Annotated in this window: 15 protein-coding genes; 10 read left to right on the forward strand and 5 right to left on the reverse strand. The window is 67.8% G+C overall.

All coding sequences use genetic code 11. From position 1 onward, the window contains the following. Window positions 1–4: 4 nt before the first annotated feature. Window positions 5–856, reverse strand: a complete 852-nt coding sequence (nadC, locus tag OP498_RS07815; protein ID WP_280546133.1) for a carboxylating nicotinate-nucleotide diphosphorylase — start codon at window positions 854–856, stop codon at window positions 5–7. A gap of 77 nt (window positions 857–933) precedes the next feature. Here nadC and ampD point away from each other — a divergent pair, with 77 nt between their 5' ends. From ampD to OP498_RS07845, 6 genes are all read left to right on the forward strand, one after another. Further along, entirely contained in the window at window positions 934–1,524 is a 591-nt protein-coding gene (gene ampD, locus OP498_RS07820; RefSeq protein WP_280553160.1) for a 1,6-anhydro-N-acetylmuramyl-L-alanine amidase AmpD, read from the forward strand. Between the two features lie 311 nt (window positions 1,525–1,835). After that, window positions 1,836–4,514: a pyruvate dehydrogenase (acetyl-transferring), homodimeric type gene (aceE, locus tag OP498_RS07825; protein ID WP_280553161.1), complete on the forward strand. Its 2,679-nt coding sequence runs from the start codon at window positions 1,836–1,838 to the stop codon at window positions 4,512–4,514. Window positions 4,515–4,589: 75 nt separating this feature from the next. Further along, the gene (gene aceF / locus OP498_RS07830) at window positions 4,590–6,617 is read left to right on the forward strand and encodes a pyruvate dehydrogenase complex dihydrolipoyllysine-residue acetyltransferase (RefSeq protein ID WP_280553162.1); all 2,028 of its coding nucleotides are present in this window, start codon (window positions 4,590–4,592) and stop codon (window positions 6,615–6,617) included. A 276-nt stretch (window positions 6,618–6,893) separates the two neighbouring features. Beyond that, on the forward strand, window positions 6,894–7,550 hold the full coding sequence (gene adk, locus OP498_RS07835; protein WP_280546128.1) for an adenylate kinase: 657 nt from the start codon (window positions 6,894–6,896) through the stop codon (window positions 7,548–7,550). Between the two features lie 107 nt (window positions 7,551–7,657). Continuing rightward, the gene (gene tsaB, locus OP498_RS07840; protein WP_280546127.1) at window positions 7,658–8,362 is read left to right on the forward strand and encodes a tRNA (adenosine(37)-N6)-threonylcarbamoyltransferase complex dimerization subunit type 1 TsaB; all 705 of its coding nucleotides are present in this window, start codon (window positions 7,658–7,660) and stop codon (window positions 8,360–8,362) included. Continuing rightward, window positions 8,359–9,117, forward strand: coding sequence for a class I SAM-dependent methyltransferase (locus tag OP498_RS07845; protein ID WP_280553163.1), 759 nt, complete (start codon window positions 8,359–8,361; stop codon window positions 9,115–9,117). Before tsaB ends, OP498_RS07845 begins: the two co-directional genes overlap by 4 nt. Window positions 9,118–9,119: 2 nt before the next feature. Here OP498_RS07845 and plsB read toward each other — a convergent pair whose 3' ends face one another. Beyond that, window positions 9,120–11,573: a glycerol-3-phosphate 1-O-acyltransferase PlsB gene (gene plsB, locus OP498_RS07850; protein WP_280553164.1), complete on the reverse strand. Its 2,454-nt coding sequence runs from the start codon at window positions 11,571–11,573 to the stop codon at window positions 9,120–9,122. 127 nt (window positions 11,574–11,700) lie between these two features. On the opposite strand from plsB, the gene OP498_RS07855 reads away from it, so the two are divergent. After that, window positions 11,701–12,822 carry a phosphatidylserine/phosphatidylglycerophosphate/cardiolipin synthase family protein gene (locus tag OP498_RS07855; RefSeq protein ID WP_280553166.1) on the forward strand — a complete coding sequence of 374 codons (1,122 nt, stop codon included), beginning with the start codon at window positions 11,701–11,703 and terminating at the stop codon, window positions 12,820–12,822. A gap of 79 nt (window positions 12,823–12,901) precedes the next feature. Here OP498_RS07855 and OP498_RS07860 read toward each other — a convergent pair whose 3' ends face one another. Beyond that, a complete protein-coding gene (locus tag OP498_RS07860; RefSeq protein WP_280546120.1) occupies window positions 12,902–13,552 on the reverse strand; it encodes a YecA family protein in 651 nt (216 codons plus the stop codon). A gap of 76 nt (window positions 13,553–13,628) precedes the next feature. Here OP498_RS07860 and OP498_RS07865 point away from each other — a divergent pair, with 76 nt between their 5' ends. From OP498_RS07865 to OP498_RS07875, 3 genes are all read left to right on the forward strand, one after another. Continuing rightward, window positions 13,629–14,177, forward strand: coding sequence for a SprT-like domain-containing protein (locus OP498_RS07865; RefSeq protein ID WP_280553167.1), 549 nt, complete (start codon window positions 13,629–13,631; stop codon window positions 14,175–14,177). Window positions 14,178–14,352: 175 nt separating this feature from the next. Then, complete coding sequence (gene acs, locus OP498_RS07870) at window positions 14,353–16,302, forward strand: acetate--CoA ligase (RefSeq protein ID WP_280553169.1); 1,950 nt, start codon at window positions 14,353–14,355, stop codon at window positions 16,300–16,302. A 220-nt stretch (window positions 16,303–16,522) separates the two neighbouring features. Beyond that, window positions 16,523–17,185 (forward strand): response regulator transcription factor, encoded by a 663-nt coding sequence (locus OP498_RS07875; protein ID WP_280546115.1) that lies wholly within the window; start codon window positions 16,523–16,525, stop codon window positions 17,183–17,185. A 169-nt stretch (window positions 17,186–17,354) separates the two neighbouring features. Here the strand turns inward: OP498_RS07875 and OP498_RS07880 are convergent, their stop codons facing one another. Beyond that, window positions 17,355–21,302, reverse strand: a complete 3,948-nt coding sequence (locus OP498_RS07880) for a NahK/ErcS family hybrid sensor histidine kinase/response regulator (protein WP_280553170.1) — start codon at window positions 21,300–21,302, stop codon at window positions 17,355–17,357. A 52-nt stretch (window positions 21,303–21,354) separates the two neighbouring features. After that, window positions 21,355–21,870 carry a hypothetical protein gene (locus OP498_RS07885; RefSeq protein WP_280553171.1) on the reverse strand — a complete coding sequence of 172 codons (516 nt, stop codon included), beginning with the start codon at window positions 21,868–21,870 and terminating at the stop codon, window positions 21,355–21,357. Window positions 21,871–21,895 lie beyond the last annotated feature (25 nt).

Below are 21,895 nucleotides of genomic sequence, written 5' to 3' on the forward strand. Positions count from 1 at the left end.
CCGTTCAGATCGCCTGCTCGACGATACGCATCGACAGGTCGATGGCCTCGACATCCTTGGTCAACGCGCCGCTGGAGATGCAGTCCACGCCGGTCTCGGCGATGGCGCACAGCGTGGTCTCGTCGACATTGCCCGAGGCCTCCAGGGTGGCACGCCCGGCGGTGCGACGCACCGCCTCGCGCATGTCGTCGAGGCCGAAGTTGTCGAGCATGATCACGTCGGCCCCGGCGGCGAGCGCCAGGTCCAGCTCGTCAAAGGTCTCCACCTCCACCTCCACCGGCAGGTCGCGGGCGATGCGCCTCGCCTCGTCGACGGCGGCGGCGATGCCGCCGCAGGCCGCGATATGGTTCTCCTTGATCAGGAAGGCATCATAGAGGCCGATGCGGTGGTTATGACCGCCGCCGCAGGTTACGGCGTACTTCTGGGCGAGCCTCAGCCCGGGCAGCGTCTTGCGGGTGTCCAGCATGCGTGCGCCGGTCCCCTCGAGCAGGTCCACGTAGTGGCGGGTGCGGGTCGCTGTGGCGGAGAGGGTCTGCAGCAGGTTGAGCGCGGCCCGCTCCCCGGTGAGCAGGCTGCGCGCGGGGCCCTCCAGCTCGAGGAAGGCCTGGCCGGGCGCGAGGCGGTCGCCATCGGCGGCCTGCCAGTGCAGTGCGACCCGGGCATCGAGGCGCCGGAACAACTCGTCGACCCAGGCCACGCCGCACAGCACCGCCGCCTCCCGGGTGATCACCCGGGCCCGGGCCATCTGCTTCTCGGGAACCAGCTGGGCGGTGATGTCACCGGGGCCGACGTCCTCGGCCAGCAGCCGGGCGGCACTGTCACGGATATCTTCGGCAAGGGCGTCCTGATAATGCATGGCGGGTCCATCTCTGTGCGGGGAAGCTTGAGACGGTCATTATAGGGAAACCCATGCATCGACGTCAGGGAAAAACCATGCGTATCGACGACGGCTGGCTGCGCGGCGCCCGGCGACTTCCCTCGCCCAACCAGGACGAACGCCCGGCCGGGGAGATCTCGTTGCTGCTGCTGCACGCCATCAGCCTGCCGCCCGGGGCCTTCGGAGGCGAGCATATCGAGCGGCTCTTCACTAACCGGCTCGACCCCGCGGCCCATCCCTTCTTCGCGGCCATCGCCGACCTGCGCGTCTCGGCTCACCTGCTGATCCGGCGCGACGGCGAGTGCGTGCAGTTCGTGCCCTTCCAGGCGCGGGCCTGGCATGCCGGGCACTCGCGGTGGCGGGACGGAGGGCGCGAGCGCCGGGCGCTGAATGACTTCGCCCTGGGCATCGAGCTGGAGGGCGATGAAGTCCGCCCCTACACCGGCGCCCAGTACCGAACGCTCGCGGCCGTCACCCGCGCGCTGCTGGAGGCCTACCCGGCCCTCGACGAGACGCGCATCACCAGCCATGCCCGGGTGGCACCGCTGCGCAAGAACGACCCTGGGCCCGCCTTCGACTGGGCCTACTTTCGCCAGGAAATGGCCAGAGGATGTCCTGAAGGGTGTCAAAAAGGCTTAATCGATTAAGTCTGAATGGCACGCTTGCTTCATACGGTAGTTTAACTACAACTGTCTGAGAAGGGTCGATTTCGATGGGCAGGGCGCACGTAATCCGCTGTGCTGCGGTGCAATATGGGTTATATGGAAACTATTTCCATTCTATATTGAATTGGCAGGGCCTGGTGTTTACGGTATCTTCGCGCCAATAGCAGCGGCACATCAGACACTGCCTAGTAAAATAACTACAGGCCTGACGCGTTCGGTCTGCAAGTCTGAACATGAGCGCCACTCGCCCCTCTGCGGGGCCGTAGTCACCACCGTCATTCGGAGAGACGTCTATGAGTCTGGAAACAAGAGAAGATCTCGATCCGGTCGAAACCACGGAATGGCTGGATTCCCTGGAGTCGGTCCTGGATCGCGAGGGCGAGGATCGTGCCCGGTACCTGATGACGCGCCTCGCCGACCGCGTGCGTCGCGATGGCATGCAGGTGCCCTTCTCGGTGACCACCCCGCATCGCAACACCATACCGGTGCACCGCGAGGCGCCGATGCCGGGCGATCTGTTCATGGAACGTCGCATCCGTTCGCTGATTCGCTGGAACATGGCCGCCATGGTCACCCGGGCCAACAAGGCCAACAAGGGCATCGGCGGCCATCTGGCCAGCTTCATGTCCTCGGCGACCCTCTATGACGTGGGCTTCAACCATTTCTTCCGCGCTGCCAACGGCGACTTCCAGGGCGACTTGGTGTTCATCCAGGGACACAGTTCCCCGGGCATCTATGCGCGCTCCTTCCTCGAGGGTCGCCTCACCGAGGAGCAGATGGACAAGTTTCGCCAGGAGGTGGATGGCGACGGCCTGTCGTCCTACCCGCACCCCTGGCTGATGCCGGACTACTGGCAGCTGCCCACGGTGTCCATGGGGCTGGGCCCGATCATGGCGATCTACCAGGCCCACGTCATGAAGTACCTCGATCAGCGTGGCCTGCAGCCCATGCACGACCGCAAGGTCTGGGCTTTCCTGGGCGACGGTGAGTGTGATGAGCCGGAGACCCTGGGCGCCATCCACCTGGCCAGCCGCGAGAAGCTCGACAATCTCAATTTCGTCATCAACTGCAACCTGCAACGCCTCGACGGCCCGGTGCGCGGCAACTCGCGCATCATGGACGAGCTCGAGGGGGTCTTCCGCGGCGCCGGCTGGAACGTCCTCAAGGTCGTCTGGGGCCGCCTGTGGGATCCGCTCTTCGAGAAGGACAAGAAGGGCGTCCTGCAGAACCTGATGGACGAGACCGTCGACGGCGAGTACCAGAACTGCAAGTCCAACGGCGGCGCCTACACCCGGGAGAACTTCTTCGGCAAGTACCCCGAGACCGCCAAGATGGTCGAGGACATGTCCGACGAGGACATCTGGAAGCTCAACCGCGGCGGCCACGACCCGTTCAAGGTCTACGCGGCCTATCATGAGGCCTTCCATAACGCCAACGGTCGTCCCACCGTGATCCTGGCGCACACCGTCAAGGGCTACGGCCTGGGGGCCGCTGGCGGCGAGGCCGACAACGAGGCGCATCAGGTCAAGTCGATCGACGACCCGGAAGTGTTGAAGAAGTTCCGCGACCGCTTCGGCATTCCGGTCTCCGACGAAGCGATCGAAAACGAGATGCCCTACTACAAGCCGGCCGACGACTCGCCGGAGATGAAGTACATGCATCTCCAGCGCGAGCGACTGGGCGGCTATCTGCCGGCGCGCAACCCCGACTTCCAGGCACTGGACATCCCGGGCCTCGACGACAAGATCTTCGCCTCGCAAACCGGCGGCTCCAAGGGTCGCGAGGTCTCCACGACCATGGCCTTCGTGCGCATTCTCAACGGCCTGGTCAAGCACAAGGGCTTCGGCAAGCAGGTGGTGCCGATCGTGCCCGACGAGGCGCGCACATTCGGCATGGAGGGCATGTTCCGCCAGCTCGGCATCTACACCTCCGAGGGCCAGAAGTACGAACCCATGGATAAGGGCCAGCTGATGTACTATCGCGAGGATAAGGCTGGCCAGGTGCTCGAGGAGGGCATCACCGAGGCCGGCGCCATGTCCTCCTGGATCGCCGCCGCGACCTCCTACAGCAACCACGGCCTGCCGCTGCTACCGTTCTACGTCTACTACTCGATGTTCGGCTTCCAACGCATCGGCGATCTGGCCTGGGCCGCCGGCGACATGCAGGCCCGCGGCTTCCTGGTCGGCGGCACCGCCGGTCGCACCACCTTGAACGGCGAGGGGCTGCAGCACCAGGACGGCCACAGCCATCTGCAGGCGTCGATGATCCCCAACTGCCGCAGCTACGATCCCACCTATGCCCATGAGGTGGCGGTGATCGTCCAGGATGGCCTGAAGCGCATGTTCACCGACAAGGAGAACTGCTTCTACTACCTGACGGTGATGAACGAGAACTACGAACACCCGGCCCTCGACGAGGTACCCGCCGCCGACATCATCAAGGGCATGTACCGGCTACGCGAGACCCAGGGCGACAAGGGCCGCGTGCAGCTGCTGGGTTGCGGCACCATCCTGCGCGAGGTCGAGGCCGCCGCCGAGATGCTCGCCGAGGAGTGGGGCGTGGGCGCCGACACCTGGAGCGTCACCAGCTTCAACGAGCTGCGTCGCGAGGCCCTGGAGATCGATCGCCAGGCCTTCATCAACCCCGGGGCCGAGCCGGGCAAGCCCCACGTCACCGCCTGCCTGGAAGGCCGGAAGGGCCCGGCGATCGCCGCCACCGATTACATGAAGCTGTTCGCCGACCAGGTCCGCGCCTGGGTGCCGACCGACTATCATGTACTGGGGACCGACGGCTTCGGCCGCTCCGATACCCGCGAGAAGCTGCGCGGCTTCTTCGAGGTCGACCGCCGCTTCGTGACCGTGGCTGCGCTCAAGGCGCTGGCCAACCGTGGCGAGCTGGATCGCAAGGTCGTCGGCGAGGCACTCAAGAAGTACGGCATCGACCCGGCCAAGCCCAACCCGCTTGCGGTGTGAGGCGTCGCCCGAGCGATTCGGTGGCATGGCGGGCCCTCGGGCCCGCCCCCGTCAAGAGTTTGAAGGAGCGCGACCTTGAGTAGCGAAATCATCAAAGTTCCGGACATCGGTGGCGATACCGATGTGGAAATCATCGAGATCGCGGTGGCTGAGGGCGATGTCATCGCCCCCGAGGATACCCTGATCACGCTGGAGTCCGACAAGGCCAGCATGGACGTGCCGGCGCCCAAGGGCGGCAAGGTGCTGAAGGTGCTGGTCAAGGAGGGCGACACCGTCTCCGAGGGCGACGACATCGTCGAGATCGAGGCCGAGGGTGGCGGCGACGCCGACGCTGGTGGCAAGGGAGAGGCCGAGAAGGCTCCCGAGCCCGAGAAGGCGCCCGAGCCGGCCCCGGAGAAGCCCGCGGCCAAGAAGAGCGGCGGCGGCAAGCAGACCGTCGAGATCAAGGTGCCCGACCTCGGCGGCTCCGCCGACGTGGAGATCATCGAGGTGGCGGTGGCCGCCGGCGACCAGGTCGACGCGGAAGACACCCTGATCACCCTGGAGTCCGACAAGGCCTCCATGGACGTGCCGAGCCCCCAGGCCGGCAAGATCGCCAGCCTGACGGTCAAGGAGGGCGATACCGTCTCCGAGGGTGACGTCATCGGCACCATGGAAGTCGAGGACGCGGGTACCGGCGAGGGCGGCGGTGACGCCGAGTCGGCGCCCGCGCCGGCCGAGAGTGCTCCGCAGGCCGAGGCCCCGGCCGAGGACGAGAGTGCCGGTGGCGGCGAGCCGGAGCGCAAGGAAGTCCGCGTGCCGGACCTGTCCGGTTCCACCGACGTGCCGATCATCGAGATCGCCGCCAGCGCCGGCGACGAGGTCGACGAGGAGGACCCGCTGATCACCCTGGAGTCCGACAAGGCCTCCATGGACGTGCCCAGCCCCTACAAGGGCAAGCTCCTCGAGCTGACCGTCAAGGAGGGCGACACCGTCTCCGAAGGCGACCTGATCGGCTATATCGAGGTGGCCGGCACTCCGGTGGCCGGCACTCCGGTGGCGGGCAGCAAGCCTGCCGCCAAGCCGGCGGCGAAGGCGCCCGAGCAGAAGCAACCGCAGCAGAAGGCCGAGGCGCCGGCCGGGACTCCCGCCGGCTCGCCGAGCCCCGAGGCGCAGATGGCCGCCCACAAGCCGCGCGACGGCAAACTGGTGCACGCCGGCCCGGCGGTGCGCATGCTGGCCCGCGAGCTGGGCGTCGACCTGGGGCTGGTCAAGCCCAGCGGCCCCAAGGAGCGCGTGCTCAAGGAGGACGTCCTCGCCTACGTCAAGCAGGTCATGGACGGCAAGGCCCAGACGCCCGCCGCGGCGGCACCGGCCGCCGCCGGCAGCGGCATTCCGCCGATCCCGGATCAGGACTTCAGCCAGTTCGGCGAGGTGGAAGAGAAGCCGATGGGTCGCCTGATGAAGATGGGCGCCACCAACCTGCATCGCAGCTGGGTCAATCTGCCCCACGTCACGCAGTTCGACGAGGCGGACATCAGCGAGCTGGAGGCCTTCCGCAAGTCGATGAAGGCCGAGGCCGAGGCGCAGGGCGCCAAGCTCACGCCGCTGCCCTTCCTGATCAAGGCCTGCGCCTTCGCGCTGCGCAAGTACCCGCAGTTCAACGTCAGCCTGAAGAGCGATGGCGAGACGCTGGTGCACAAGAAGTACGTGCATGTCGGCGTCGCCGTGGACACCCCGGACGGCCTGATGGTGCCGGTGATCCGCGATGCCGACCGGAAGTCGCTGATCGAGCTGGCCAAGGAGTCCGTGGAGCTGGCCAAGAAGGCCCAGTCGAAGAAGCTCAAGCGGGAGGAGATGACCGGGGGCTGCTTCACCATCTCCAGCCTGGGCTCCATCGGCGGCACCGCCTTCACGCCGATCGTCAACGCCCCGGAGGTGGCCATCCTCGGCATCTCCAAGGCGCAGATGAAGCCGGTGTGGGATGGCCAGGCCTTCCATCCGCGGCTGATGATGCCGCTGTGCCTCTCCTATGACCACCGGGCGGTCAACGGCGCCGATGCGGCGCGCTTTACCGCCTTCCTGGGTCAGGTGCTGACGGATATCCGTCGCCTGCTGCTGTAAGGCAGGCGTCGACCGTCTGGCTCGGCCCGAGCACTCGACCCACGCAACGGCGCCGCAAGGCGCCGTTGTCGTTTGCGGGACTCTCCTCATGCAGGGCTTGGCTCAAGCGGGGCAGACCAAAGTGCAACCTGGCCGCAGCGGCTTGATGCCGCACTCTTTTTTCCTCTTTAGCGACCTGGGTCGGGGCCCTTCGCTTGTCTGCGCCCGGCGGCGCGGTTATTGTTCGCCCCTTACCTTTCTTCGTCGACCAGAAACACACTTATAAGGAGCTGTTAGATGCGTTTGATCCTGTTGGGCGCCCCCGGTGCCGGCAAGGGCACTCAGGCCCAGTTCATCTGCGAACGATTCAACATCCCGCAGATCTCCACCGGCGACATGCTGCGCGCTGCGGTGAAGGAGGGCAGCGAGCTGGGGCTCAAGGTCAAGGAGATCATGAACAGCGGCGGCTTGGTGTCCGACGACATCATCATCGCCCTGGTCAAGGAGCGCATCAGCCAGCCCGACTGCGCCAACGGCTTCCTGTTCGACGGTTTCCCGCGCACCATTCCCCAGGCCCAGGCCATGAAGGATGCCGAGGTCAAGATCGATCACGTGCTGGAGATCGCCGTGGACGACGAGGAGATCGTCAAGCGCCTGGCCGGTCGCCGCGTGCACCCGGGCTCCGGCCGGGTCTATCACCTCGAGTACCAGCCGCCCAAGGAAGAGGGCAAGGACGACGTCACCGGCGAAGCGCTGATCCAGCGTGACGACGACCGCGAGTCCACCGTGCGCAACCGCCTGGCGGTCTACCACGAGCAGACCGCGCCGCTGGTCGACTACTACCGGCAGTGGGGCAAGGAGGATCCCGAGGCGGCCCCGGAATACCATCGCGTCGAAGGGGTAGGCAGCATCGACGACATCACCGCCCAGGTGCTCGAGGCGCTGGAGGGCTGAGCCCCACTCTCACAGTCCCTTGACGAAGGCCCGCCCTGCGCGGGCCTTCGTCGTTGGCGGTGGCGCGCGTATAATGCCCCGACATTTCCCGCCGCGACCTCTTGCCCATGCCGATCCTGCTGGCCCTGGATGCCTCCTCGAGCGCCTGTTCCGCCGCCCTGCTGCGCCGCCGCGAGGGCCTCGACGACGAACTGATCTCACGCTTCGCCCTGACCCCGCGGGAGCACACCCGGCGGCTGCTGCCGATGGTCGACGAGGTACTCGCCGAGGCCGGCCTGCCGGCCTCGGCGCTGGACGCCGTGGCCTATGGCAGGGGGCCGGGCTCCTTCACCGGCCTGCGCATCGCCGCGGGGGTCGCCCAGGGGCTTGCCTTCGGCCTCGACCGGCCACTGGTCGGCGTCTCGACCCTCGAGGCGCTGGCGCTGGGCGCCCATCGTCGCCACCTCTACCGCTGGCTGATCACCGCCCTGGACGCCCGCATGGGCGAGATCTACGTGGCGGCCTGGCAGTGCCGCGATGGCGTGCCCATGGCGCTGACCGAGGAGGCGGTGATGCCACCGGCGCGGCTGCGCCTGCCCGCCGGCCATGACGACCACGACTGGGTCGGCATCGGCTCCGGCTGGACCCTGTGGCCGCAGATGTCCGCCGAGGTGAAGGCCGGCATGGGACTCTGCCTGACCGAGCTCGAGGCCGATGCCGCCGACATGGCACGCCTGGCGATCCACGCCTTCGTCGCCGGCGAGGCCCGACCGGCCCACGAGGTGCAGCCGGTCTATCTGCGCGACCGGGTCGCCTGGCAGAAGGGCCGATGAGGTCAGCCGTGCCGTTGGGCGTGCAGGACCCGGCCCTGGCGGCGCGTCTCGGCCTGCCCCGGGCCGCGGAGGGCGAGGCCGAGCTGCTGCTGGTCCGCCAGGGCGATCGCCTGGTACTGGCCGGCGACCCGAAACGCTATGGCCATCCGCTGGCGGTGGATTTCGTCGCCGGGCGTGCCGCCCATCGGCGTCGCTTCGGCGGCGGTCGTGGCCAGCTGGTGGCCCGCGCCTGTGGCCTGGCCAGGGGCGTCACACCCTCGGTGGTGGATGCCACCGCGGGGCTCGGGCGCGACGCCTTCGTGCTGGCGAGCCTGGGAGCCGAGGTGCTGCTGATCGAGCGGGTGGCGGCGATCTTCGCGCTGCTGGAGGACGGCCTGTCGCGGGCGCGGCTCGATCCCGAGATCCGCGAGATCGCCGCGCGCATGCACCTGGTGCACGGCGATGCCGGCCGCGAGCTTTCGACCCTGGTGGCGAGCCGCGAGGTGGCCCCCGAGGTGATCCATCTCGACCCGATGTTCCCCCACCGCGACAAGTCCGCGCTGGTCAAGAAGGAGATGCGGCTCTTCCGCACCCTGGCCGGGGATGACCCGGACGCCCCGCGGCTGCTCGAGGCGGCACTGGACGTGGCGACCCATCGGGTGGTGGTCAAGCGGCCACGCAAGGCGCCGCCCATCGAGGGGCCCTCGCCGCGCCACGTCATCGAGGACAGGACCAGTCGCTACGACCTCTACGTTCACCGCCGCCTGGAGGCCTGAGTTCAGCCCCCTTCCTGGCGACTGACCAGCTGCAGCCGGTGGCGCAGCGCCGGGTCGAACAGCGCCCGGCTCCGCTGGGCCGCCTCGCGCAGGCGGTCATCGAACACCAGGCGGCCCTCCTCGGTGTGCAACCATCCCTGTGCCTCGAGGCTCTCCACCAGGCCGGAGAACAGCTGGGTATCGAAGAATTCTGGTGCATCCAGCCCCGAGAGCAGGGCCAGCCGCTCGGCGAGCTCGCGGCTGCGCGCGGTCAGCTCGTCGGCGGTGAAGTGCCCCGAGGACTCGCTCAACAGCACCGACAGCAGGAGGTAGCCGCGCTCCAGGGAAGGCTGCATCAGGCCCCCGAGCATGCGCAGCTGCTCCCCGGCCTCCAGGGACTCCCGAGGCCGTCGCCAGCTCCCGCCCTCGGCTTCCAGCAGTCCCGCCTCGACCAGCGCAGCGAGCATCCCGGCCAGGTCGTCGCGCAGCGAGGCCGGGGGGGCGATCATCAGCTCGCGGGTGAGGATCGGCCAGCCGGGGGCGAGCAGGGCCTCCAGGCCATCCAGGTCATGGCAGGCCTGGTGGCGGAACGCGAAGGCGGTGAGCCCGGCGAGGGCGAAGAGGTGCAGCACGTTGTTGCGGTACCAGCCCAGCAGGCTGGCCTGATGGTCGTCGGCGACGATGATGTCGCCCAGCGGGTGCGGGCGGCGCTCGACCATCCCCAGGACGAGCACCCGGTCGAGCCAGGCGTCGGGCGTGCCCTCCGGCAGGCTGACATGGTGGCCGCCCGGGAGACGGTGCTGCAGGGCCACCAGCAGCGCCAGCTGGCGCTTGAGCAGGCTGGCCTCGATGGCATGGTGGGGGGTGGCCAGCAGGACCAGGGCCACCAGGCTGACCGGGTTGAGGGCGGCGGCCGCATTGATGCGCCGTGAGAGGGTCTCGCCCAGGCGGGGCACGACCCTGGCGAGCCAGGTGGGGCGCGGGTCATCGAGCCGTCGTCGCCAGTCGGGCACTTCCGCGTCGAGGAAGGCCGAGAGCGACAGCGGCTCGCCGATGTTCACGGTGACCTGCCCGAAGGGCTGGCGCAGCCGGCCGAGCACCCGCAGCAGTGCCCATGGGCTCTCCTTGCGCTTCCCGCCACCCTGCAGCTCGCGCTGGTAGCTGCCGCTTTCGAGGATGCGCTCGTAGCCGATGTAGACCGGCACGAAGACCAGCGGCTGGCCGCCGCCGCGTGCGCTGCGCAGGTAGGAGCGCAGGGTCATCGAGAGCATGCCGGGCCGGGCGGGCAGCAGGCGGCCGCTGCGCGACCGTCCCCCCTCGATGAAGTACTCCAGCGGATGGCCGCGGGCGATCAGGCGGTGCAGGTACTCGTTGAAGACGGTGGCATAGAGGCGGTTGTCGCGGAAGCTGCGGCGCATGAAGAAGGCCCCGCCGCGGCGCAGCAGTGGGCCGATCAGCGGCATGTCGAGGTTGCGCCCTGCGGCGACGTGCGGGGGCATCAGGCCATCGCGATAGAGCACGTAGGAGAGCAGCAGGTAGTCGATGTGGCTGCGATGGCAGGGGACATAGACCAGGGTATGGTCGCCGGCGACGGCCTTGACCCGCGCCAGGCCGTGCACCGCCACGCCGTCGTAGAGGCGGCTCCAGAGGCGCCGCAGCAGGCCCGCCATGAAGCGCAGCACCGGATAGGTCATGCTCGAGGCGATCTCGCGGCCATAGCGGCGGGCCCGGCCTTCGAGTCGCGGCACCGAGCACTGCTCCGCGGTCGCTACCTCGCGGATGATGCGGCGCACCTCGGGGCTCGCGGCGATCCCCTCGATCAGGGTGCGCCGATGGGAGAGGTCCGGCCCCAGCACCCGGGTGCGCAGGCGGCGAAAGTGCACCCGCAGCAGCCGGGCGACCTTGCGATTGGTGAGGTCGATCTCCCGCGCGTCGAGCAGTTCGGAGAGCCTGAGCGGCGTGCCGAGATGGACCTCCACGTCCTTGCCGTTGATCATCACCGACAGCAGGCGGCGCAGCCGCCCGGTGAGCTGCCAGCTGTCCGCGGCGAGCAGCTGCCAGAGGCCGAAGCGCTTGCCCGGCGCGCGCCCCCAGAAGATGCTCACCGGCACCAGCTGGACGTCACGGGCAGGGTCCCCACGGCACTGCTCGATCAGCGACAGGAAGGGGGCCTCCGCTCGCCGCGTGCGGCGCCACAGGCGACGGCTCGGAGCGGGCAGCGGCAGGCAGGCGGGCAGGGTAACGGCGCCGATGCTGCGCCGGCCGCCGGCCGCTGGCAGGCCATGGGCTCGGGCCAGCGAGGCCAACAGCAGGGTATCGGAGAGCGCCGGGTGCGGCAGCACATAGAGGGTCGGGAGCGTCGGCTCTAGGGGGAGCGCGTCGGGGTCGGGCTCGATCAGCCGGATCCGGGCCCAGCGGGCCATCAGTCCCTCGAGCGGCGCGCGCAGCGCGTCGGCCAGCATGCGTGCAAGACCCATTCTGTCGCCTGTGCCGGGTATGAGCCGTCAGTATAGCGGCCCGTCTCCCGGCGGTCAGGAGGTCGGGCTTTTCCCCGGCCGGCAAACATGCGTCAATGCTGTAACGGTATGTGACAGGGACGGTGCCATGCACGGCATGTGGCGAGACGGCAACCACTTCGAACTGCTCCCCGAGGCGGCCCTCTTCCTGCCCGCAATGTTCGCGGCCGTCGACGGGGCGCGCCAGTCCGTGCTGATCGAGCTCTACCTGATGGAGTCCGGCCGGCTCGCCACCGCGCTGATCGGGGCGCTGTTGCGCGCGGCCGAGCGCGGCGTGTCGGTGCTGCTATTGCTTGACGGCTACGGGGCCATGGGGCTCGCCACCGCCGACCGCCAGCGTCTCGAGGAGGGGGGCGTGGCGTTGCGCTTCTTCAATCCCCTGGGCGCGCAGTCGCTGGTGCGTAACCTGACCCGGGACCACCGCAAGCTGGTGGTGGTCGACGGTGCCGAGGCCTTTACCGGCGGCTTCGGGGCCGTGGACGAGTTCCTGGATGCCTGGTACGAGGTGGCGATGCGCATCGAGGGACCGGTGGTGGCCGACTGGGTGCGGCTGTTCTGCCGGCTCTGGGACTCCCCCATGAGTCGCGGGCCGGGCAGGGCCTCGCTGGTGCGCGGGCTGGAACTCGCGACGCGCCGCCGCGAGGACTTTCGTGGCATGCGCGGTCGCGTGGTCTGGGGGCAGGGCTACCGCTACCAGGCGATCCGCCACTCGCTGCATCATCGGGTCTCGACGGCCGCGGAGCGGCTGTGGATCTGTACCCCCTACTTCGTGCCCACCCTCACCCTGCGCATGCGCCTGGCCCGGGCGGCCCGTCGCGGCGTCGACGTGCGCCTGCTGCTGCCGGGCGAAGTCCACGACCATCCCGGCGTGCGCTATGCCGGCCAGCGCTTCTATGGCCGCCTGCTGCGAGCGGGGGTGCGGATCTTCGAGTTCCAGCCCATCTTCAGCCATGCCAAGTTCTCGCTGGCCGATGACTGGGTCAGTCTCGGCTCGTGCAACTTCGACCACTGGAGCCTGCAGTGGAACCTGGAGGCCAACCAGGAGGTGGATGACCGCCGCTTCGCCGCCGAGGTCGCCGGGCTGTTCGAGCGCAACTTCGCGTCGAGCACGGAGATCGACCCCGAGGCCTGGTCGCGGCGGCCACGCTTGCAGCGCTTCCGCGAGTGGCTCTACGGGACCCTGGACGGGATGCTGACGCGGCTGCGCTAGCCCGGCTTCGCCGGGAGCTATAAGCTGTAAGCTTTAAGCTGGAAGAAAAACCTTGACCCCGCAGGTGCTGGCTTCCCGCTTACCGCTTGCCTTTGTCGCGCCCGGCGGGCTGCTTGCGGCGTGGCCGGGGCTTGGGCGTTTCCGGGGGCACGCGATAGTGCAGGTAGAGGTCCAGCACCAGTTCCGGCAGCTGGGTGACGAGCCCCTCGAGTCGCGTCGCATCACCGGCCAGCTCCGCCATGTCGGGCTCGTCATCGAACAGCCCGGAGAGCAGCATGAAGGGCAGCAGCAGGGTGGCGGCGGCTTCCTCGTCGTCGGCGAACCAGGCGGCCTCGTCGAGAAATACCCCCTCCATGAAGCCGGCGCACCAGTCGCCGATCGGCGTCTCCTCCGGGGCGCTGTCGTCGAGCTCGAGCTCGAAGGGCAGCTCTGGGAGGCCGCCCGCCTCCAGCACCGCGATGGCGTTGTGCCTGAGTCGCTCGAGCAGCCCCAGGATGGTCTCGCGCTCGGCATCGTCGGTGAAGGACGGGTCGCCATGGAACAGCTCGGCGACCCAGGCCGCCGCGGGCGTATCGCACGGCGCCACGGCCAGGGCGACCAGGAAGCCGTGGGCGCCGATCAGGTCCAGGGCCTCGGCGTCGACCCGCTCGGAGTCGAGGAAGGCGTCGAGCAGGTCGAGCTCCTCGTCCTCGAGCAGCGGCTGGGGGAGGGGCGTTTCGGCATCGGACATGACGGCTCTCGCAGGGACAACGTGGGCAGGGGGGAAGGCTTTACGCCTCGACACGAAGGCGCCATTCTAGCATCCCATGACGATACCCGCGCTTCCCGCCCCCGACCCCATCCGGCTCGACGCCCTCGACCGGGCCGACCTGCAACGCGCGCTCATGGCGCGGGTCGAGGCGGCCTGGCGGTTGTGTCGCGAGCTGCACCCGGCGCTGCCGCGCCCGGCGGTCTGGATGGACCTGCGGGGCAAGTGCGCCGGCCAGGCGCACTTCGGTCGCGGTGGGCTGCGCTTCAACCCGGTGCTGCTGGCGGAGAATCGCCTCGCCTTCCTGGTCGAGGTGGTGCCCCACGAGATGGCCCACTGGCTGGTGCATCACCTGGAGGATGGCCACCGGGCGCGGCCCCACGGCCGCGAGTGGCAGACCGTGATGCGCCGCCTCTTCGGCCTGGAGCCCCGCACCACCCACCGCTTCGATACCGGGCGTGCGAGCCCGGCGCCTTATCGCTACCGCTGCGGCTGCCGAGAACACGGCTTCACCGCCCGGCGGCATGCCCTGGCCCGCCGGGGGCGGGGGTATCGGTGCCGGCACTGCGCTGAGACCTTGGTCTATCTCGGTCGTTCCGCTTGCTGAATGCGCTTGTAAGTCATTGTCATGAAAAAGAAAAATGTTTCTACCAATGTCTAAAGGGAAGGCCGCGTGCTGACGTATATGCTGTGGGCAGGCTTTATGGGGCCGGCCCGCCCAATAGCTATGCGGCCGGCAACATCCACCTGGAGGGTCCATCCCCCTGGACAGAGGCATATCCATGACCGAGCAGCAGAAAGTCTATCCGGTAAGCGACGAGTTTGCCGCCAAGGCCCACGCCGACAAGGCCACCTATGAGGCCATGTACCAGCAGTCGGTTGACGACCCCAAGGGGTTCTGGGGTGAGCAGGCCAAGCGCCTCGACTGGTTCAAGGTGCCGACCAAGATCAAGCACACCTCCTTCGACTCGCACAACGTGGATATCCGCTGGTTCGAGGACGGCACCCTGAACGCCAGCGTCAACTGCCTCGACCGCCATCTCGAGACCCGTGGCGACCAGCCGGCGATCATCTGGGAGGGCGACGACCCCAAGGATGACAAGATGCTCACCTACCGCGAGCTCTATGAGAAGACCTGCCAGCTGGCCAACGGCCTCAAGGAGCTGGGCGTCGGCAAGGGCGACGTGGTTACGCTCTACATGCCGATGATCCCCGAGGCCGCCATGGCGATGCTGGCCTGTGCCCGCATCGGTGCCGTGCACTCGGTGGTGTTCGGCGGTTTCTCCCCGGATGCCGTGGCCCAGCGCGTGATCGGGGCCGAGTCCAAGCTGATCATCACCGCCGACGAGTCCGTGCGCGGCGGCAAGCAAGTGCCGCTCAAGGATAACGTCGATGCCGCCCTGACCCGCGATGGCACCGAGGTCTGCGAGAAGGTGCTGGTGGTCAAGCGCACCGGTGGCGAGATCGACTGGAAGGATGGGCGCGACGTCTGGTATGACGACATCGTCGCCAAGCAGTCCACCGATTGCCCGGCCGAGGAGATGGGGGCCGAGGACCCGCTGTTCATCCTCTACACCTCCGGCTCCACCGGGGCGCCCAAGGGGCTGAAGCACACCACCGGCGGCTACCTGCTGCATGCCGCCATGACCCACCAGTATGTCTTCGACTACCAGGAGGGCGAGGTCTACTGGTGCACCGCCGACGTGGGCTGGGTCACCGGCCACAGCTATATCGTCTATGGCCCGCTGGCCAATGGCGGCACCACCCTGATGTTCGAGGGGGTGCCCAGCTACCCGACCCATGGCCGCATGGGCGAGATCGTCGACAAGCACAACGTCAACATCCTCTATACCGCGCCTACCGCGGTGCGTGCCCTGATGGCCCATGGCGACGACGTCATGGCCTCCAGCAAGCGCGACAGCCTGCGCGTGCTCGGTTCGGTGGGCGAACCCATCAACCCTCAGGCGTGGGAGTGGTTCCATCAGGTGATCGGCAACGGGAAGTGCCCGATCGTCGATACCTGGTGGCAGACCGAGACCGGCGGCATCATGATCGCGCCGCTGCCCGGCGCCATCGATCTCAAGCCGGGCTCCGCCACCCTGCCGTTCTTCGGCGTGGTACCGGCGCTGGTCGATAATGAGGGTAACGAGCTCAAGGGGGCCGCCGAGGGTAACCTGGTGATCCTCGACTCCTGGCCGGGCCAGGCGCGTTCCATCTGGGGCGACCACGAGCGCTTCGTGCAGACCTACTTCTCCGCTTTCAAGGGCGTGTACTTCACCGGTGACGGCTGCCGTCGCGACGAGGACGGCTATTACTGGATCACCGGCCGCGTCGATGACGTGCTCAACGTCTCCGGCCACCGCATGGGCACCGCCGAGATCGAATCCTCCCTGGTGGCCCATGAGGCCGTGGCCGAGGCGGCCGTGGTCGGCTTCCCCCACGACATCAAGGGGCAGGGCATCTACATCTACGTGACCCTGGCCGATGGCTTCGAGGAGAGCGACGAGCTCAAGAAGGAGCTGACCCAGTGGGTGCGCAAGGACATCGGCCCGATCGCCTCGCCCGATATCATCCAGTGGGCCCCGGGCCTGCCCAAGACCCGCTCGGGCAAGATCATGCGCCGCATCCTGCGCAAGATCGCCGCCAACGAGTGTGACGGCCTGGGCGATACCAGCACCCTGGCGGATCCGTCGGTGGTCGACGAGCTGATCGAGCATCGCGCCATCCGCTGAAGCTACTACCCGCCCGGCGGCAGGTGGTCATCGCCTGTCGTCTAACGACACGCCAAGCCGGCCTTTTGGGCCGGCTTCTTCATGGGCGGCCGGCACAGTGTCGACAATATCCCGACAGCCCTTGGGAATCGCCGCGGCCATGGGGTAACATGCGGACAACACCTGTAGAGCCCAGCGTGGCGACCGTCGGTCAGCTGCTCGAGGAACCGGAGGAAGATCCATGGCCTTTGCCCAGAAATTCATCGTTGCCGATGACCATCCGCTGTTCCGTGCGGCCCTGACCCAGGCCCTGCGCCAGTTGGCGCCCCAGGCCGAGATCGTCGAATCCGACACCATGCAGGCCACCACCGAGGTGGTCACCCGTCATCCCGATGCCGACTTGATCCTGCTGGACCTGCACATGCCGGGGGCCCACGGCTTCTCCGGCTTGATCCAGCTGCGCGGCCAGACGCCCGACATCCCGGTGGCGGTGGTCTCCGGCAGTGACGAGGTCCATGTGGTGCGCCGCGCCATCGACTACGGGGCCTCGGGCTTCATTCCCAAGTCCTCGTCGCTGGCGTTGATCGCCGAGGCGGTGGGCGAGATCCTCGATGGCGAGGTCTGGCTGCCGGCCGAGATGGCCGCGGCCCTGGGCGAGACCAACGAGGAGGAGACCAAGTTCGCCGAGGCCATCGCCTCACTGACGCCGCAGCAGTTCCGGGTGCTCAACATGCTCACCGAGGGGCTGCTCAACAAGCAGATCGCCTATGAACTGAGCGTCTCCGAGGCCACCATCAAGGCCCATGTCACCGCGATCCTGCGCAAGCTCGGCGTGCACTCCCGCACCCAGGCGGTGATCGCCGCCCAGAAGCTCGAGGTCGAGCCGCCGAAGGTGGAGTCCTGAGCCGGCGGAGCCGGCTCAGAAGCTGTAAGCCTTAAGCTTTAAGCCGTAAGAAAAGAGCCCCACGGATCATGCGATCGTGGGGTTCTGCTATTCATGACGTCATGCTGCATCGCTTACAGCTTACAGCTTACAGCTTACAGCTTACAGCTTACAGCTTACAGCTTACAGCTTACAGCTCGCCGCTAGGCGCCCGGCTGGCCTGCAGGGTGCGGGTGAGCAGGGCGCGCAGGGCGGCGGGGCGCACCGGCTTGAGCAGCAGCTGGTAGCCGGCGCGCCTGACCTCCTCGGCCACCTCCTCGGTGCGGTCGGCGGTGATCACGATGCCGGGCACCGCGCCTTCCAGCCGCTCGCCGAGCGCCTCCAGGGCCATCAGCCCGGTGACCTCGTTGTCCAGGTGGTAGTCGGCCAGTATCGCGTCCGGGTCGCCGTCCAGGTGGCGCAGTACCGACTTGGCGCCGCCGATGGTGGTGGCCGTGAACACCTCGCAGCCCCAGCCCGAGAGCATCGCCTTCATGCCCTCGAGGATCAGCGACTCGTTGTCGATGCAGAGTATCCGGGTGCCGGCGAGCTTGTTGCCGGCGCGCTTCGGGGCATCCTCGGCCTGCTGTGTCGCGGTGCGGGGCGCGACCACCGGCACGCTGACCGAGAACATGGTGCCGAAGCCCTCCTTCGACCGCACCCGGATGGGATGGTCGAGCACCCGGGCCATGCGGTCGGCGATGGACAGCCCCAGGCCCAGGCCCTTCTCGCTCTCCTTGTGCCGCGTGGCCTGGTCGAGGCGTCGGAACTCCTGGAAGATCTCGAGCTGCTTGGCCTCGGGGATCCCCGGGCCCGAATCCCAGACCTCGATGGTGATGCGCTCGCCTTGGCGGCGGCAACCCAGCAGCACCCGGCCGGCCTGGGTGTAGCGGATGGCATTGGAGAGGAAGTTCTGGATGATCCGGCGCAGCATCTGCGGGTCGCTGTCGACCCACTGGCGGGTCGGCACTACTACCAGGTCCAGGCCGCGCTCCTCGGCCATCACCTCGAACTCGGCGCGCAGCGGCTGGATGATGTCGGCCAGGGCGAAGTGGCTGCGCCGCGGGGTGAGGGCGCCGGCATCCAGCTTGGAGATGTCGAGCAGGGTGCCGAGCAGCTCCTCGGCGGCCTGCAGCGAGTTGTCGATATGGCCGATGGTGCGCTTCATGTCCTCGGCCGCCATCTCCTGGGCGAGGGCCGAGGTGAACAGCCGCGCGGCATTCAGCGGCTGCAGCAGGTCGTGGCTGGCGGCCGCCAGGAAGCGCGTCTTGGAGGCGTTGGCATCCTCGGCCAGCTGCTTGGCCTGGCGCAGGGCAAGCTCGGCCTCGGCGCGTACCAGGTTCTCCTGGCGCAGGGCCGCGTTGGCCTCGGAGAGCGCCTGGGTGCGCTCGCGCACCCGCTCCTCCAGGGTCTCGTTGGTCTCCTTGAGGGCGATCTCGGCCAGGCGTCGCTCGGTGATGTCCTGGTAGAGAGCGAAGAAGCCCAGTATCGCCCCGCTGTCGCCGAAGTGGGGGGTGTAGGTGACCAGCATGTAGCGCCGGTCGTCGCCGATGGGCAGCGAGACCTCGAAGTTGACCCGCTCGCCGGCCAGGGCGCGCTCGATCCACGGCGCCCGCTCGCGTGCCATGTCGGGGTTTATCACCTCTTCCACGCGCTGGCCGATCACCGCGTTGCGGTCTATGCCGAAGGCCTGCTCGTAGGCGCGGTTGGTGAAGAGGTAGCGGCACTCCTTGTCGAAGTAGGCGATCAGCGCCGGCACGTTGTCGGTGTAGATGCGGATGTTGTTCTCGGAGCGGATCAGCGCTTCCTCGATGCGCTTCTGTTGGGTGATGTCCTGGTAGGTGTAGACGAAGCCGCCCCCCGGCATGGGATTACCCTGTACCTCCAACACGCTGCCGTCCTGGCGGTAGCGCACGTAGCGATGGGGATGACCCTCGCGGATGTTGTCGATCAACAGGCGCACGTGTTCCTCGGGATCGCCGGGGCCGTATTCGCCGTTGTGGGCGTTGTAGCGGAAGATCTTGTCGATCGGGGCGCCGACGCGGATCAGGTGGTCGGGGAAGCGGAACAGCTCCAGGTAGCGCTGGTTCCACACCACCAGGCGCAGGTTCTGGTCGACCACGCTGATGCCCTGGTTGATATTCTCGATGGTGGCCTGCAGCAGGGCGCGGTTGAACTCCAGCACCTGGGAGGCCTCGTCGACGATGGAGATCACGTCGGAGATGCCGATGCCGCGCCCCTGAAGGGCCGAGTTGACCACGATCCGCGCCGAAGAGGCGCCGAGCACCGAGGCCAGGAAGCGCTCGGTGAACTGGATGACGTCGATGGAGGCCCGGGTGTTGTCCTCCAGCGGCTTGCCGGTGCGCCGAGCATAGTCCTCGAAGGCGCGGTTCACCTGGCCGGCGCCCAGGAAACGCTCGCACAGCACCTTGAGATCACCCACCGTGGTGGCGCCGGTCCAGGGGCGGTTCACCGAGGTCTGGCGGGTCTCGACGCTGTCGACGAACAGCGAGGCCTGGATGCGCTCGACCACCCGCTGGGGCGTCATCTGGGAGACGAAGATGTAGCAGAAGAGGTTCACGCCCAGGGAGAGCATCACGCCATGGGTGAAGCTGTCGCCGACATTGAGGCCGAACAGCGAGGTGGGGGCCAGCCAGGCAATGCCCAGCGGGCCGCCATCGAGCCAGTTGTCCGGCAGCACGCCGGCACCGATCAGGGTCGGCATCAGCAGGCTGTAGGCCCAGATGGCGAAACCGGCATTCATGCCGGCGATCACGCCGAGGCGGTTGCCGCGCTTCCAGTAGAGGCCGCCGATCAGTGCCGGGGCGAACTGGGCCGCGGCGGCGAAGGAGAGCATGCCAGTGCTGGCCAGCGAGCTGAACTCACCGATCAGCTGGTAGAAGCCGTAGGCCATGGCCAGGATCACGCCGATGGTGATGCGCCGCGTCCGCAGCACCAGGCGGCCATAGTCGCGCGGCTTGGTATCGAACCAGCGCAGGCGGAACAGGGCGGGGATGACGATCTCGTTGGAGATCATGATCGAGACCGCTACCGCGGCCACGATCACCATGCCGGTGGCCGCCGAGAAGCCGCCGATGAAGGTCAGCAGCGTCAGCCATTCGTTGCCCGCGGCCATGGGCAGGGCCAGCACGTAGGTGTCCGGTTCGATGCCGCTGTCGGCGAAGATGGTCAGGCCGGCCGCTGCGATGGGGATGACGAAGAAGGCGAAGGCCAGCAGGTAGAGCGGGAACAGCCAGCGCGCCTTGCGGGCGTCGTCACGGTGGGTGTTCTCCACCACGGCGACGTGGAACTGGCGCGGCAGGCAGAGGATGGCCAGCATGGCCAGCAGGGTCTGGGCCCAGAAGCTCTGGCCGAAGTCCTGGTCGGCGAGCTGGCGCTGCAGCGCGAGCTGGGTCTCGGCGCGGCCCAGCAGGTCGCCCAGGCCGTCGAACATGCCCCAGGTGACGTAGGCCCCGAGAGCCAGGAAGGCGAGCAGCTTGACCAGCGACTCGAAGGCCACGGCGTGGATCAGGCCCTCGTGGTGCTCGGTGGCATCGGTGTGGCGAGTGCCGAAGAGGATGGCGAAGGCCGCCATTACCATCGCCACATAGAAGGCCGTGTCGCCGAACAGCGGCGCCCGGGTGATGTCGCTGGCATCGGTGATCACACTGAAGGAGGTGGAGACGGCCTTCAGCTGCAGGGCGATGTAGGGCAGGGTGCCGATCAGTGCCACCAGGCTGGCGAAGGCGGCCAGCGACTGGGTCTTGCCGTAGCGTGAGGCGATGAAGTCGGCGATGGAGGTGACGTTCTGGTGCTTGGCGACACGGATCATCTTGGCCAGCACCGGCCAGAACAGCAGCAGGGTGAGGATCGGCCCGACGAAGATGCTGGCGAAGGACCAGCCCGCCGTGGCCGCCTGGCCGACGGCGCCGTGGAAGGTCCAGGAGGTGCAATAGATGGCCAGCGCCAGGCTGTAGATCACCGGGCGACGCCGGCTAGCCCCGTGTTCCCGCGCACGGCGATCGCCCCGCCAGGCGATGGCGAACAGCACGGCGATGTAGAGCAGTGAAACAGCAATCAGCAGCCAGCCAGCGAACATGCACTCTTCTCCCTTCCGGATGCGCCCATTCTAGTGGTGAAGGGACGCCGGGTCAGGTCTCCGTGCAGATGGCCTGGTAGAGCGGGCTGGATGGCTCGACGCGGCGCATCTCTTCGGTCAGCGGGGCCCGTGACTCGCCTTTCAGGGGTAGCATTTCCCGGGTCGCGCAGTTCATCAGGTAGGCCTGGTGGCTCACCTGGTCCACGTACGCCTTCTCGAAGCGGTAGAGGATGAACTCGACCAGCCGACCGTCATCGCCCCGGCTCATCGCCAGGTTATCGAGGTCTATGATGGTGAAGGCCTTGGTCATGGGGAAGGCGAAGGTCCAGGGGCGCCAGAACATCTGGCCCTCCTCCACGGAGATCACCTCGGCCGAGTCGGGCAACTGCTGCTGCTTGTGCTCGAACCAGGTGTATTCGTTGTAGATCTGGTAGCCGAGCATCCCCAGGCCACCGCACGCCGGGATGATCCAGCGCGGCAGTCGCTTGCCGCTGGCCAGGCGCAGGATCAGGCCGATCCCTGCGGCGCCGAGGCCGGCGAAGACCGCCGCTATCAGGTGCCATATCATGGTTCATGCGTCCTTGAAAGCAAAC

Source organism: Halomonas sp. 25-S5, assembly GCF_029889845.1.
In the GTDB taxonomy this organism is placed as follows: domain Bacteria; phylum Pseudomonadota; class Gammaproteobacteria; order Pseudomonadales; family Halomonadaceae; genus Halomonas.

Excerpts from the sequence above, each read along its gene's own strand:
- adk (WP_280546128.1), top strand. The coding sequence starts at position 6,894 with ATGCGTTTGATCCTGTTGGGCGCCCCCGGTGCCGGCAAGGGCACTCAG.
- nadC (WP_280546133.1), bottom strand. The coding sequence starts at position 856 with ATGCATTATCAGGACGCCCTTGCCGAAGATATCCGTGACAGTGCCGCC.
- OP498_RS07860 (WP_280546120.1), bottom strand. The coding sequence starts at position 13,552 with ATGTCCGATGCCGAAACGCCCCTCCCCCAGCCGCTGCTCGAGGACGAG.
- OP498_RS07855 (WP_280553166.1), top strand. The coding sequence starts at position 11,701 with ATGCACGGCATGTGGCGAGACGGCAACCACTTCGAACTGCTCCCCGAG.
- OP498_RS07880 (WP_280553170.1), bottom strand. The coding sequence starts at position 21,302 with ATGTTCGCTGGCTGGCTGCTGATTGCTGTTTCACTGCTCTACATCGCC.
- ampD (WP_280553160.1), top strand. The coding sequence starts at position 934 with ATGCGTATCGACGACGGCTGGCTGCGCGGCGCCCGGCGACTTCCCTCG.
- OP498_RS07865 (WP_280553167.1), top strand. The coding sequence starts at position 13,629 with ATGACGATACCCGCGCTTCCCGCCCCCGACCCCATCCGGCTCGACGCC.
- aceE (WP_280553161.1), top strand. The coding sequence starts at position 1,836 with ATGAGTCTGGAAACAAGAGAAGATCTCGATCCGGTCGAAACCACGGAA.
- plsB (WP_280553164.1), bottom strand. The coding sequence starts at position 11,573 with ATGGGTCTTGCACGCATGCTGGCCGACGCGCTGCGCGCGCCGCTCGAG.
- acs (WP_280553169.1), top strand. The coding sequence starts at position 14,353 with ATGACCGAGCAGCAGAAAGTCTATCCGGTAAGCGACGAGTTTGCCGCC.
- tsaB (WP_280546127.1), top strand. The coding sequence starts at position 7,658 with ATGCCGATCCTGCTGGCCCTGGATGCCTCCTCGAGCGCCTGTTCCGCC.
- OP498_RS07845 (WP_280553163.1), top strand. The coding sequence starts at position 8,359 with ATGAGGTCAGCCGTGCCGTTGGGCGTGCAGGACCCGGCCCTGGCGGCG.
- OP498_RS07875 (WP_280546115.1), top strand. The coding sequence starts at position 16,523 with ATGGCCTTTGCCCAGAAATTCATCGTTGCCGATGACCATCCGCTGTTC.
- OP498_RS07885 (WP_280553171.1), bottom strand. The coding sequence starts at position 21,870 with ATGATATGGCACCTGATAGCGGCGGTCTTCGCCGGCCTCGGCGCCGCA.